This window comes from Moorena sp. SIO4E2, from assembly GCF_010671945.1.
GTDB classification, from domain to species: Bacteria; Cyanobacteriota; Cyanobacteriia; order Cyanobacteriales; family Coleofasciculaceae; genus Moorena; species Moorena producens.
The window spans coordinates 1-13,775 of the sequence record NZ_JAAHIE010000161.1; the positions used below are offsets into that span (position 1 = coordinate 1).

Sequence of the window (13,775 nt, forward strand, 5' to 3'; positions counted from 1 at the left end):
TCTATTTTTAAGGCTTTTTGAAGTATTGTTTTTTGCTCTTGTGTCAGATAATTTTTTGCTGGCATATTTCCTATTATTGGGTTATTTATTAATTTTTATTATACCAATTTAAATGCCGAACAGCTTATCAATGTAACTATTCAGTCTAGCGCTATCAGCTATCAGCCATTCATACTATGCCTGTAGCCCTTCAGCTTACTGCTGATAGTTGAATGGTTACAATGAAAGTCCAAAGGAACGAGTCACGCAACTAAACCCCAATAAATAGGTATAAAACGGTTTTTAACCGTACCAAACCGACATTGACGTTTTGCTAGCGCTAGAAATCTATCTAAATCAAGAAAGAAGACACACCAGTTGACGATGTCAAAAAAAGTAGGCGTAACCAAAAAGCTATCGACTCAAATTGTCCCCGTAGTGGGGATGACTGAGTCGATTGAGACTGAGTTGCTGTCTACAATGAAAAAACTAGGCATCGTTAGAGCTGAGTCTTACAACAAGCTGGGGAGCATCAAGCATTGGGGACTGGACTGGAAAAAGGCTATCCCGGAAGTAAAAAGCTTCAGGACTCCAGATACTCTGGGGTTGCCTGCCAAAATAATGGACTGGACTATCAATGATGTAGCAAAAGCCATTACAGCCCAGCAGGCAGCCTGTATCGATGCGGTAATAAAGAAAATTTATAGAAGGTTTCCGGGGAAAGAAAACCAAAAGACCAGGAAAAAACTTTGCAAACAGCTTAAAACCTTAGCTTTTTTGGAAAACCCACTGCTGCATAGACTAGTTAGGAAAGAATTCCAGCGGGGACATTCCTGGGTTAAGAACCAGATAGTTTATCAACAAGTGGGTTATAAATGCAAACGACTCTCTCGCAATACATACCAACTAGAATTAGCTGGATTAAGGAGAGGAAAGAGAAACAGGATAATCGTCAGATCTAACCGAAAAATAAAAGGACAAATTCGGTTGATACATAACCAAGTTCTGCAAAGGTTTGAGATTCATTTTCTTGTAGACCATGGAAATGTAGAAATTCCCGGTGAACGTCGCCCTGTAGGAGTAGACAAGGGATACACGGAGGCTTTCTATGATTCAGAGGGTCAAGCGCATGGGAAAGGGTTAGGCAAAGTTACCACCAAAAAGTCCGTTCGTATATGTGCCAAAAACCGCAAAAGAGGAAAGCTTTGGGCACTTCATAGAAAACTAGAAAAAATAGACCCAGCTAAGTCGGATCGTATTCTTAAAAATAACTTAAGCAGAAAAACAGAGAACAAGCGTTACAGACAAAATCAGTCAGAATTAACGGCTATCATAGGAGCCGCATCTAAGTCTCTTTTTAATGGGAAGTCACTTAAAATTTTTGCAGAAGATTTAACACAACCGATTAAAGGAAAACGTCAGTCCAAAGCCATGTCTCGCAAGCTTAATAGCTGGATGAAGGGTCAAATGCGGGACTCATTACAAAAATGGGCTGATTGGACTGGGTCGATTGTGACAGAAGTCCAGCCTAGTTACACGTCGCAAGTTGACTCCGTGACTGGAACCCTGTTGGGGAAAAGGAGCGGGGACAACTTTACCAGATTTAATGGGGTCGTGTTACAGGCTGACCACAATGCTGCCAAAAACATCCTTGCTCGGGGTACGGACAAGGAACTAACTCGGTACATGAATAAGACCGAGGTAATGGCAGTATTGTTGCGTCGTACCGCGCGTTTCTTGAAAGGGATGGGACTGAGTCTGCTTGATGCAGTTGAGCTTGGTTGGATTGATTGTAAACATGAGCTTTGCTCAGGCTTTCAAGCAACTCCTGGTCGAGATGCCAGGAACGTCCAGACAGATGGGTGGAAAGTTCAACTCCAATTACTGCATGACCACTCCTCACTCGGACAACAATAAATTGCACCTTGACCGTTTCATACTGGATGATCCCGATTAATGACGGTTTAAGAGTATCTCATAATGGGTAGTAAGATAACTAATGGGGTTGTACTACTTTGAAACGAACAATCGTAATACTCGCTTTTGGCTTAATCTTAGGAATTTTTATCTCACAGTTTATTCCACCAGCCACAGCTTCTATGACTGTTGTAGAATCGCGGATTTCTTCTCTTGAATCTGAGATAATTAACTTGAGATTTAAACTCAATCAGTTAGACACTAAGTTACGTCAGGTCAGCCAGTCAGTTCCTGATAGTAATCGACCCAGTCAACACCAGGTACCATCACCAACTGATAGCTATAGCAGGGTAGACGCTGATCACCCCATGTTTAAGCGTCTCGCTACCTTAGTAATAGAACTCAAGGAACGGGTTAATCGATTAGAAGAAGAGGTATTACCATAAGAATGAAGAATGAAGAATGAAGAATGAAGAATGAAGAATGAAGAATGTAGAATGTAGAAGGCAGAATGAAGAATGAAGAATGAAGAATGAAGAATGAAGAATGAAGAATGAAGAATGAAGAATGAAGAATGAAGAATGAAGAATGAAGAATGAAGAATGTAGAATGTAGAATGTAGAATGTAGAATGTAGAATGAAGAATGAAGAATGAAGAATGAAGAATGAAGAATGAAGAATGAAGAATGAAGAATGAAGAATGAAGAATGAAGAATGAAGAATGAAGAATGAAGAAGGCAGAATGTAGAATGAAGAATGAAGAATGAAGAATGAAGAATGAAGAATGTAGAATGTAGAATGAAGAATGTAGAATGAAGAATGTAGAATGAAGAAGGCAGAATGAAGAATGAAGAATGAAGAATGTAGAATGTAGAATGAAGAATGTAAAATTCTAAATTCTAAATTCTAAATTCTAAATTCTAACTTCACTTTGATGCTAGTTGATCAGCCCAGCGAGTTGTTTCTGGTAATCGATACCTAGATGTGCAGCGCAACACATAATCAATTGCTGTGGGTAAGCTGATGCGATGACCAATGGAAACATAGACTGGCTTAACTCCAGTCCGAGTACGCACAACGGCTCCAATGATTTCTCCATCATCCCTCAGCGGTTGCCAATTACCTTTGTTTTCGGGCAACTGTTCATGATCACCAATGAATCGCGACTTAGCCACACCAATGGTAGGAATATCTGTCAGTACCCCCAGATGGCAGGCAAGACCAAAGCGACGAGGATGGGCAATGCCCTGACCATCACACAAAATTAAGTCAGGGATAATGCTAATTTTTTCCAAAGCATCCAGTACTACAGGGACTTCTCGAAATGATAGGAAGCCTGGTACATAGGGAAAGGTAGTGGGTCTGCGTGCGATCGCATTTTCCCTCAGCTGCAAGTCAGGAAAGCTTAAAACTGCTACTGCTGACCGTGATATAGCACCATCTTCCTCAAAACCTACATCCACACCCGCAACATACTGGACTTCCCCCAACTGATCTTCACAAATTACCTCAGGTTGTAGTTGTTGTTGAATTGCTTTGGCTTCTTCACTATTGACTGGCCAAGGGTGGCGTTGTTGGATCTCCATAGTAATTTCATTATTGGTATGTGGAAATTTTCCATTCCCTTGGGCAACATAAACTATGATTAATCATGGTTAATTAATTAACTAGATTCGGTTCCACTGAGTTCAAAACGTTGGCGCAAGATAAATTCTGCGATCGCTAAATCAACTGGGGTAGTTACCTTCAAATTCGTCTCCTCCCCTTCCACAATCTTTACTGGCAAGCTGCACCGTTCAAACAAAGCGGCATCATCCGTAACTTCCCAGCCAGCCTCACGTCCTTGGTCATGGCACTGTTTCAACAACTTCACCTCAAATCCCTGGGGTGTCTGTGCTGCCCACAATCCCTTCCGATCCGGTGTATCTTGAACAAGATTGGCTTCATCCACCACTTTAATCGTATCCTTGACTGGCACAGCGGCAATTAGACCGGGACAACCCATTAAGACTTGGGCACACCGTGCCAGTAACTCAGGGCTAGCTAAGCATCTAGCACCATCGTGAATCAACACCCTTTTGGCTTCTGCTGGTAAAGCCTGCAAGCCATTATAGACAGATTCTTGCCGCGTTTCACCCCCCTCAATCAACTCCACAGGTTTAGATAGGGCAAGTTCAGCTAGAATTGCTTTAAACTCTGGCCAGTCATAGGGTTGTCCCATGATCCCAATCCAGCTAATACTACTGGCTTTCTCTGCTGCTAGCAGTGTCCAAGCCAGTATTGGTTTACCTAGAAGTGTTAAAAGAAGCTTATTGCGATCGCTCCCCATCCGTCGTCCCATTCCGGCTGCTGGAATTAATAAATGCACGATATTCTACCTCTTAGCTGCTGCTTCATGGCTGAGCTTAGGATAATATGCCCTGGATATAATTCAGAATTAGTCGTTCAAGCGTCAAGTTAAAATTAAACTGATCCGTAAGCTCAAGTAATTTGAGATGAGAATACTAGCCCTTGTTCCTGGTGGAATTGGCGACCAAATCCTGTTCTTTCCCACCCTCTCACAACTAAAACAGTATTATCCCAAAGCTGAGATTGACGTTATTGTGGAACCGCGAGCCAAGGGGGCTTATCGGGTTTGTCAGTCAGTCGATGAAGTTCTAACCTTTGATTTTAAAGACCGCAATGGTCTCGCAGATTTTGGTAACTTGTTGGGAGTGATCCGCGATCGCGAGTACGATGCTGCGATGACCCTGGGACGTCGGTGGTCAGTTGGGCTGTTGCTCTGGATGACTGGTATTGTGCGTCGAATTGGTTACCAAGCTGGTTCAAGGGATTTGTTTTTTACCAACCCTGTGCCCCTAAAAACTGAGCAGTATGCTGCCCATATGTACCACGACTTACTACTAGGTTTCGGTATTAACGTTCCTTGTCAAGAACTCGCGGTTAGAGTTCCCAAATCAGATATTGAGTGGGCAGAAGCTCAACAGCAACAGCTAGAGATTCCAGAAATTGGCTACATTCTTATTCATGGCGGTTCTAGTCAACTCGCTCTGTCCCAAGGAATTGATAAAATCTACCCAGTTGAGCAATGGCAGAAGATTGTTGAGGACATTCGCCAAAAACAACCAGATCTGCCCATTGTCTTGCTAAAAGGGCCAGAGGATGCAGAATGGTGCCAGGCTATGATCGAGTACCATCGTGACATCATTGTTACTGCTCCAGAAGATATTGGAAAATTGGCAGCCATGATTGCTGGTGCTAATTTGATGCTGTGTACCGATAGTGCACCGATGCATCTAGCTGTAGCTGTTGGTACTCCTACCATTGCCTTGTTTGGTCCGACACAGGCCAAAAAACTACTACCTGCCAAGGAGGGGGTATACGGTATTCAATCACCTACCGGTCGGATTGCCGATATCAAACCGGAAACTGTATTAGAGCAAATTTGGGGTAGCTAATAGGCTCCCAGTATTTGTTGAGAAAGTAATAAAGGCGCTTTTCTGTTATCCCCAAACTCTGTTGAGGGAGGATGGAAAGCTGAAGCTATAGGGGTTGATTGAGATGATAATCAACCCGATGTGGACTTATACTTTGCACAGGCATAAACTGCCCATTCATCGTATCTCTTCTCCAACTATAGCGTTTCTTGTACTTATCAGCCCCGGCTCCATCTCCCCATCTCCCCATCAATCTTCTTTATGATGGGTATTCAACCGGACTTGATATCACCCCCTGAGATTTCGATCAGATCAAACAAAGTATCATCTAGTTCATAGCCAAGTAACTGAGCCATCGACTTGAGGCGGGATTGGCTTTGTATACCCCACTGCTTTAACCATTGACTAAGTACAAAGATCTTCTGCATCACGAAAATTTCTAAGGCTTCAGAGTTGTACTGGATGCCTTCTGTACGATTAAATTGGTGGGGCACTAGCATAGCAGTATAGCGGACGAATTCCCCAGATTTCCAATCTAGTAGAAAAGGTAACCAGGGATAGGTAGCATCCAAGCGCACAAACCATAACCGCACCTCTGGGATCTCTGAGAATTCTCGTGGATCCTCAGGATCGCAATCAAAATCAATCTTAAAGCCTAGCTGCTGCTCATAGTTTGCGATCGCACCGTCTTGCAGCCACCCTTCAACCACTGTCTGAGCTGGAGACAAGTCTAAGGTTTGGAAATGGTTAGTATTTAAGGAAATGATTGTAGTCACGCAATAGTTCCAATGTCAACAAAATCAGTAAAGTCTTATTACACTATTTTCTCCTGCTAGGCATTTATGTGGTCAAACACCTAGATGTTGCAGATATTTTGAGCAGCTACTACAATAGAGTCAGCAGGTTTTACTGGGAAGTTGGTGACTGCCAATAGTGTTTTTTGATCTATGCTCATATATATAAGGGAACTAATCGGATTTGCGGCAGTAGACTGGGAAAATACCCAGAAACTTCAAGCGATATTCGACAGTGCCCACCTGGTTAGCCAGGTCATAAACTGAGGTAAGACGGCTTCTTGGTGAACCTGTAGGATCAGACAATCATCGTCTGAAGCATGTTTGACTAGTGTTCGGCAACTAGTGCTCGGCAACTGGTAAGTAATCACCTAAACACAGGAATTGGCTGAAAAGCAATAGATCTAGTTCATAGCATTAGGTAAGCAGTAGACCTAAATGTTTTAGAGCTAAGTTTCTTAGCCCTAAGTATTTTAGTTTTTACTCAGGGAACTTAGGGTATAAATCCAGACCTATACTAGTCTAGCTATTAGTTTCCTCGAAAGCTAATAGCTAGACTAGTTATGAGGTTTGAGTATAAATCAAAACTATTCAAAATTCGGTGTTATCATAGCTACTTACAGCGCTCGGATCAGTATCACGCTTAGAGCCAAGTAAATCAAGGCGCTCTACTCGGATCACAGGTTGTGAGCGATCAGCTCCGGTGGTGCGATCGCTCCAAGTGTCAATTTTCAAAGACCCTTTTACACCAATTAAGCTACCTTTACGCACATAATTAGCAGCTACTTCCGCCGTCTTCCCCCAAATCTCTAAGTTGAACCAGTCAGGCTGATCACTATTGCGTGTCCGTCGTCTCACTGCCAAGGCCAGTTTACACAATACACCCCCAGACTCAAAATACTTAACATCTGGGTCTGTACCTGCACGACCGACTAAATGGACAACATTGAGACTCATAGTTATATTGGTACTTTTGTACTGATTATGGCTCTACAATAACAGATTCAGCTGGTGTATAACAATTACTAACTTATTTTAAGACTTATTTTAAGTCACCGAAGCAAGTCAGTCATCAACAATATTCTAGTTAACTGGAGCTTAACTTGAGCCGATGAAACCGTTATGTATTTGCAGCTGGGTGTATTCGCAGAAATTTCTTCCAAATAGTATCCGGAGAATCATAATGACCTAGTGTACTAGCGTACTAGACTAACTGGAAAAAACATAATAGAATCCACCTCAGTTACAGTTCCGGTGCAATTTCGGTTGTACACAGCATTTTGTGAGGCGTAGAAACTAGTGAGTATTTTGAATCACTTTTCCCTGTCACGGGACATGGGTATAGACCTGGGTACAGCTAACACCTTAGTCTATGTATCTGGTAAAGGCATTGTTCTTCAAGAGCCTTCTGTGGTTGCCATTGATCAAGACGAAAAGGTTCCCCTAGCCGTAGGCGAAGAGGCAAAAAAGATGTTGGGCAGAACCCCAGGTAATGTAGTTGCCGTACGTCCTTTACGGGATGGTGTGATTGCTGATTTCGATACCGCTGAACTGATGCTGAAGCACTTCATCCAGCGGGTAAACGAAGGCAAAGCCCTAGTTTCACCTCGGATTGTGATTGGTATCCCTAGCGGTGTCACAGGTGTGGAACGACGAGCCGTCATGGAAGCCGCATTACAGGCTGGTGCTAGAGAAGTTAGGTTAATTGATGAACCAGTAGCAGCAGCCATTGGTGCTGGATTACCTGTAGCAGAACCAACAGGTAACATGATTATTGATATCGGTGGAGGCACCACTGAGGTAGCAGTTCTAAGTTTGCAGGGAACAGTTCTAAGCGAATCAGTGCGTGTTGCGGGAGATGAACTGAGTGAAGCAATTACTCAGTATATGAAAAAAGTCCATAACCTAGTAATTGGGGAACGGACAGCAGAAGACATCAAAATCCGCATTGGCTCAGCCTATCCAACACCTGACGATAATGAAGCTGCCATGGAAGTGCGAGGATTACACTTGCTGTCTGGCTTGCCACGAACTGTTACGATCAAACGACCAGAGATTCGTGAAAGTATGGCAGAACCCCTTTCTGTTATTGTTGATGCTGTTAAGCGCACTCTAGAACGGACTCCCCCCGAGCTGGCAGCTGATATTATTGATAGAGGTATTATGCTGGCGGGTGGTGGTGCTTTATTGAAAGGATTAGATACACTGATTAGTCATGAAAGCGGCATTGTAACCCATGTGGCCGCTGATCCCCTCAGCTGTGTTGTTTTGGGAACTGGTCGAGTCTTAGAGAACTACAAACAGTTAGAGCGGGTGTTTAGTGGACGTTCCCGTAATATGTAATTGTCAGCTATTAAACATCAACCTTAAAGAGTATTTTTATTCAATATCTTAAGAGTGTAGATTGAGTGTGGCTAGTGTAAAAACTCACTGATTAGCCAAAATCTGACTATTTTATGGATAGGCTATGTACATGCTGCGTCGCTGGTGGGGGAGACATGGAGTAGCAATTATGCTGGGGAGTCTTACCCTAATTGCTGCTTGGTTACTTAGAAGAACTCAGGGTGCAACAATTTTTGAAATCTATCAATTGATAACCCGCCCTTTTCAATCGCTACCTGCTAAAGAAGAAAGCCTCTCTAATGCGCGGACACTGGAACTACAACAGCAGGTAGAGGAACTCAAAACCCAAAACCAGAAGCTAAAAGAGCTGTTAGGTTATAAAAAAACCCCGAAGAAACTAAGAATTGTTGCGCCTGTTGTGGGACGTAGCGCTGACAGCTGGTGGCAAGAAATCATTCTGGGAAGAGGGAGTGAAGCTGGGATCAAAAAGGGCTTCGTTGTTATGGCACCTGGCGGTGTAGTGGGTAGAGTCGTTACCGTGACACCCCACACCAGTCGTGCCTTGCTGATCAGTGACCCCACTAGTAAGGTAGGTGCCGTGATCAGCCGTAGCCGTAGCATGGGTTTTTTGCGTGGACAAGGAACTAATCGGGCAATAATGCAGTTTTTTGATAAAGTGCCAAACGTCCGTCCTGGTGATGCTGTGGCTACCTCCACTGTCAGCCAGCTTTTCCCAGCTGGTTTACCCCTAGGACGTGTAGAGTCTGTTATTCTTGACAAAAGTCCAGCCCCAGAGGCGATTATTGAGTTGACAGCCCCGATGAGTTATCTGGAGTGGGTGATTATTGATCCAAATGACCCATGACCCATGACCCATGACTAATCAACAATGACTAATCACCAATGACCAACACGTCTGAGTTTTCTATTTGGGTTCGTCGAACAATCAATTGGGCAGTGACAGTTAGTTCAGTTATCCTCTGCTCAATCTTATTACTGACACGTTTACCGGGAATGGAATTACTGGGAATCGCTCCCAACTGGCTGTTGATTTGGGTTGTTGCCTGGAGCATTAAACGCACAGCGTTTCAAGGAGCATTCGCAGGGTTGGTATTGGGATTAGTACAAGATGGTATGACATTCCCTGAGCCTACCCATGTCTATAGCCTTGCCATCGTTGGGATCTTGACTGCTCTAATTCAAAAGCAGCGGTATATTCAGGAAGATTTTATTTCAGTAGCTTTAATTGTGTTTGGCATGGCGATTGTTGGGGAAACAGTGACCGCTATTCAGCATAGTTTTCAAGGCTCTCGCCAATTAGCACAAATCTGGACAGACCATCAGCGTATTGCCATCTGTTCTGCAATTCTCAGTAGTCTTTGGGCACCAGTCGTCTACTATCCACTCAATCGGTGGTGGCAGTGGTGCAATTCAATGGAGCAATCCTAATGCTTTATGAAGGTTGAAGGTTGAAGGTTGAAGGTTGAAGGTTGAAGGTTGAAGGTTGAAGGTTGAAGGTTGAAGGTTGAAGGTTGAAGGTTGAAGGTTGAAGGTTGAAGGTTGAAGGTTATGGCTCTACCGAACCTATTATGCATAAAACCGCGCTTATTGCTCACTAATTATCATTGAGCGGTTGATTTATAAAAAATTATTCTATCAAAAACTAAAACTCCCGCTCAATCAGGATTATACTAATTATTTCCTAACAGTGTCTTGATGCAAAGCGCGAGTGCGGGAAACGCCCGTAGAGCCACTGCATCGCTTTTACATAGCAAGTTCGGTAGAGCCAACAGCTCTAGAGAGTTCTAATAGATAAGAGGTGGCACAAAGTATGTCGCTACAGATATGAGTAGGTTCAAACCGCTTGAGATATGATTCAGAACGAATGCCACAGGTTAGAGCTATAGTCGGAATTGAGAGGGCTTGTCCTGCGAGAATATCGGCTTCTGTATCACCAATCATCCAAGCAGATACCGATGGTTCAGCTAACAGAGATTGTTCCGTGTAGGATGAAGCACTATGGTCACAGAGGGCTTGTTGGAGAAGTTCCTGTTTAACCTGAGCATAGTTTTGATAAGCATGGTGGTTTTCTGTTGTGCCATAAATGCTGCTAAAAAGACGAGTTAAACCGTAATTGCTCAATATCTGTTTGACCTGAGATGTGGAACGCAATGTCACCAGAACGAGTCGGATGCCATAAGAATGCAGCAAAGCTAAGGCCCAGTTTAGGTTTGGTTGCAGCTGATCTTTGTTCAATAAGGCAGATTCATTCACAATCTTGATCACACGCCCCAAGAAGAAATCGATTTGCTCTCCTCGTAACCCTGAGCGCATGGCAATTTCCTCGTCAGGGATGCGTTCTTGCTTCATGTGCCAGAACTGCTGTTTACTCATGGTCTGGATTGGTAAGGTTATACCTTGAGCTTGGTAGAACCCTTGAGTATCGGTTAGTGCTAGCTGGTACGTGCTGTAGTAGCGATTGGAAACATCAACAATGGGACCGTCAAAATCACAGAATATGGTCAGTTGTTGCAAGTAGGGGACTGTATTTTGAGGCAGGGAAAATCGGGATAATTGCCTGTCTGGGGCAGCAACACAGTTCATAGATTAGTTCTTGGCTGGGCTGGGCTTTTTGACATACTTCTTTACAATGTACCAGTTTTAGTGTAGATTGCCACCTGCTTGAGGGGACATTGAATTGATACGATATTGTAGTCTGTCGGGAAAGGATGTTGACGGTTGACGGTTGATAGTTTAATTGCCACTATAAATAGTTAAATAAATAAAGGTAACTTTTTTCCTAAGGAACTGGAGCAGCACTTAGGCAAAATTAGGCAACAATTGCATTCCATGACCGCCACTTTGTACTAGCATTTGACTTCTCCCCCACTTGAAAGATGGGGGATTCTTCAGACCTTTATACTGAGGTTGTGGAAGCATACAGTTGTATTCGTCTCGGCTGAGTCAAAACAGCCCTACCCACTCTAGTTAGGTCGATGCCTAACCTTGTGGCTACCTTTGTGATTATGTTTGCGGCTCCGTTAGCGTCACTGTTAACTAGCCAGCCCTGAGATGTCTTGTACAGACCTCGACTGCAAGTTAATCAGCCTTGAAATCCAGCCTGACCACGTTCATCTGTTTGTTAATGCCTACCCTTGCCTATCTGCCAAAGACGTAGTAAATCGAGTTAAGGGAAGGTCATCAAGATATCTCAGACAAGAGTTTCCAATCCTGCTTAGACTCCCTTCCCTTTGGACTCGAAGTTATTTTGTCAGTACTGCCGGTAACGTCAGCTCTGAAACAGTTAGGCGTTATATTGAGAATCACAGAGAGCATCACGGAGCTTAAAAGCTCCTACCGCTGGCTACATCTCCCCCATGAATGTGGGTAGTTTTGCTTGCTAGCTGACTCTATAAAAACCTATATATTGATCTGTTCACTCCTGCTGTTGAGCTACTAGGGGCGTAATGAGCGAAAATATTGCTTTGAGTAGATTAATTCAAGACCCCCATCCTAATATTGGGATAAGACCACTATCTTTTTGTAGCTAGGCATGAGCTACTGTATCAATCCCCTGTGTCTTCAGCCAGATGACCCAGGGAACATGACGAATCTGGTTTGTCGCCATTGTGGCTCAGATTTGTTATTACAAGGTCGCTATCGGGTGATGCGCCTGTTGAGTGACCAAAGTGGCTTTGGTAAGGTTTACGAAGCTTACAACGGGGCAGTACCAAAAATTCTAAAAGTCCTTAAGCCGGAGCACAACTCGAAATCCAAAATTATTGAACTATTTCGCCAAGAGGCAGCTGTATTGAGCCAGCTGACTCATCCCGGTATCCCTCAAATCGATCCAGAGGGCTACTTTCAGTTTTTTCCTAGACATAGTAAGGAGCCCCTGCATTGCATCATCATGGAGAAAATTGATGGACTTAACTTGAAGCAGTGGATGAGGCAACAGGGCAATCACCCGATTTTAGAACCGCAAGCCCTTAAATGGTTAAAGCAGATAGTAGAGATTTTGCATCTTGTTCACCAAGAAAACTATTTCCATCGCGATATCAAGCCAGAAAACATCATGCTCCGTGCCAATGGGCAACTGGTATTGATTGACTTTGGCACCGCTAGAGAGTTGACCTATACCTACCTAGCGGAAATCGGTGGTGGAGGCAGTGTTACCAAGATTAGTTCCCATGGCTATACTCCCCCAGAGCAAGAAAAAGGCTATGCAGTCCCACAGTCCGATTTTTATGCTCTGGGGCGAACCTTTGTTTATTTACTGACTGGCAAATCAGTCACAGATCAGAGTGTTTATGATCCGTTAAATGATCAATTTCATTGGCGTGATCATGCTCCTCAAATATCTGAGCAGCTAGCAGACTTTATTGATAGTTTGATGGCACCAACCGCAGCAGCTCGACCTCAGAAGACTCAGCAAATTTTAAATGATCTAGCTAATATTTACTCTTTGATTAGTATTTCAAAGGCTAATAATAATATAGAAGGGAGTACAACCAACCAAAGCTTTAAAACTAAATCTCAACCCAATATTTCTATAGAAACGGAATTTGTAAAACCCCCAAGAAGAAGATGGTGGTTAGGAGGGATATTGGCTCTGGTGGTTGGATTATTTGGTGCTGGTGGTTGGCTATTGTATAAATCCTATAATGCTTCCCTGAGAAAATATCAAGAAATATATGCTCAAGAATTATCTGTAGTTGACACTAAAACTTTCACTGGTCATTCAAGTTGGGTTAATTATCTAGTAATTAGTCCGGATGGACAACAATTAGTTAGTGCTAGTGCCGATAAAAATATTAAGATTTGGGATCTTAACACGGGAGAAGCAATCCACACTCTCGAAGGTCATAATAGCTATGTTAATTATCTAGCTATTAGTCCGGATGGACAACAATTATTTAGTGCTAGTGCCGATAAGACGATTAAGATTTGGGATCTCAACACGGGACAAGAAATCCGCACTATCCAAGGTCATAAAAGTTATATTAATCATCTAGCGTTTAGTCCGGATGGACAACAATTATTTAGTGCTAGTGCCGACAAGACAATTAAGATTTGGGATATCAACACGGGACAAGAAATCCGCACTATCCAAGGTCATAAAAGTTCAATTAACTTTTTATTAATTAGTCAGAATGAGCAACAACTATTTAGTGCTAGTGCCGATAAAACGATTAAAATTTGGGATATCAACACTGGGGAAGAGCTCGACACTCTCAAAGGTCATGAGAGCTTTGTGAATTCTCTAGCCATAAGTCCGGATGGACAACGATTGTTTAGTGCTAGA

The 13,775-nt window shown here is 43.1% G+C and carries 13 protein-coding genes, 1 other RNA gene and 1 pseudogene; 9 read left to right on the forward strand and 6 right to left on the reverse strand.

From position 1 onward, the window contains the following. Positions 1-363: 363 nt before the first annotated feature. Positions 364-1,896: a zinc ribbon domain-containing protein gene (locus F6K37_RS17565; protein ID WP_008186422.1), complete on the forward strand. Its 1,533-nt coding sequence runs from the start codon at positions 364-366 to the stop codon at positions 1,894-1,896. Positions 1,897-1,994: 98 nt separating this feature from the next. Further along, positions 1,995-2,342 (forward strand): hypothetical protein, encoded by a 348-nt coding sequence (locus tag F6K37_RS17570; protein ID WP_287251389.1) that lies wholly within the window; start codon positions 1,995-1,997, stop codon positions 2,340-2,342. Positions 2,343-2,822: 480 nt separating this feature from the next. Here F6K37_RS17570 and nfi read toward each other — a convergent pair whose 3' ends face one another. Both nfi and ispD read right to left on the reverse strand, forming a co-directional pair. After that, positions 2,823-3,482 carry a deoxyribonuclease V gene (gene nfi / locus F6K37_RS17575; RefSeq protein WP_287251390.1) on the reverse strand — a complete coding sequence of 220 codons (660 nt, stop codon included), beginning with the start codon at positions 3,480-3,482 and terminating at the stop codon, positions 2,823-2,825. 77 nt (positions 3,483-3,559) lie between these two features. Then, positions 3,560-4,264, reverse strand: coding sequence for a 2-C-methyl-D-erythritol 4-phosphate cytidylyltransferase (gene ispD / locus F6K37_RS17580; RefSeq protein ID WP_287251391.1), 705 nt, complete (start codon positions 4,262-4,264; stop codon positions 3,560-3,562). A 127-nt stretch (positions 4,265-4,391) separates the two neighbouring features. Here ispD and F6K37_RS17585 point away from each other — a divergent pair, with 127 nt between their 5' ends. Next, positions 4,392-5,354, forward strand: coding sequence for a glycosyltransferase family 9 protein (locus F6K37_RS17585; protein ID WP_287251393.1), 963 nt, complete (start codon positions 4,392-4,394; stop codon positions 5,352-5,354). A gap of 251 nt (positions 5,355-5,605) precedes the next feature. Here the strand turns inward: F6K37_RS17585 and F6K37_RS17590 are convergent, their stop codons facing one another. Next, entirely contained in the window at positions 5,606-6,109 is a 504-nt protein-coding gene (locus F6K37_RS17590; RefSeq protein WP_008186432.1) for a CRR6 family NdhI maturation factor, read from the reverse strand. A 127-nt stretch (positions 6,110-6,236) separates the two neighbouring features. Here F6K37_RS17590 and ssrS point away from each other — a divergent pair. Further along, positions 6,237-6,419, forward strand: a non-coding RNA gene (ssrS, locus tag F6K37_RS17595) — 6S RNA. A 299-nt stretch (positions 6,420-6,718) separates the two neighbouring features. On the opposite strand, the gene F6K37_RS17600 is transcribed toward ssrS, so the two are convergent. Continuing rightward, positions 6,719-7,084, reverse strand: coding sequence for a single-stranded DNA-binding protein (locus F6K37_RS17600; RefSeq protein WP_075900051.1), 366 nt, complete (start codon positions 7,082-7,084; stop codon positions 6,719-6,721). Positions 7,085-7,462: 378 nt separating this feature from the next. Between F6K37_RS17600 and F6K37_RS17605 the strand changes: the two genes are divergently transcribed. The 3 genes from F6K37_RS17605 to mreD all read left to right on the forward strand — a co-directional run bounded on the left by F6K37_RS17605 (position 7,463) and on the right by mreD (position 9,919). Beyond that, positions 7,463-8,470, forward strand: coding sequence for a rod shape-determining protein (locus F6K37_RS17605; protein WP_008186438.1), 1,008 nt, complete (start codon positions 7,463-7,465; stop codon positions 8,468-8,470). Positions 8,471-8,594: 124 nt separating this feature from the next. Next, complete coding sequence (mreC, locus tag F6K37_RS17610) at positions 8,595-9,335, forward strand: rod shape-determining protein MreC (RefSeq protein ID WP_044493822.1); 741 nt, start codon at positions 8,595-8,597, stop codon at positions 9,333-9,335. A 38-nt stretch (positions 9,336-9,373) separates the two neighbouring features. After that, positions 9,374-9,919, forward strand: a complete 546-nt coding sequence (gene mreD / locus F6K37_RS17615) for a rod shape-determining protein MreD (RefSeq protein ID WP_008186442.1) — start codon at positions 9,374-9,376, stop codon at positions 9,917-9,919. Here mreD and F6K37_RS17620 read toward each other — a convergent pair. After that, entirely contained in the window at positions 9,916-10,065 is a 150-nt protein-coding gene (locus F6K37_RS17620) for a hypothetical protein (protein WP_287251397.1), read from the reverse strand. The two genes, mreD and F6K37_RS17620, sit on opposite strands and share 4 nt — an antisense overlap. 169 nt (positions 10,066-10,234) lie before the next feature. After that, positions 10,235-11,074 carry an HAD family hydrolase gene (locus F6K37_RS17625; RefSeq protein WP_287251399.1) on the reverse strand — a complete coding sequence of 280 codons (840 nt, stop codon included), beginning with the start codon at positions 11,072-11,074 and terminating at the stop codon, positions 10,235-10,237. 495 nt (positions 11,075-11,569) lie between these two features. On the opposite strand from F6K37_RS17625, the pseudogene tnpA reads away from it, so the two are divergent. Both tnpA and F6K37_RS17640 read left to right on the forward strand, forming a co-directional pair. Continuing rightward, positions 11,570-11,818 (forward strand): annotated as a pseudogene (tnpA, locus tag F6K37_RS17635) (IS200/IS605 family transposase); the annotation flags it as partial. Between the two features lie 205 nt (positions 11,819-12,023). Next, positions 12,024-13,775 (forward strand): protein kinase domain-containing protein (locus tag F6K37_RS17640; protein ID WP_287251400.1); only part of this gene is annotated, 1,752 nt, incomplete at its 3' end.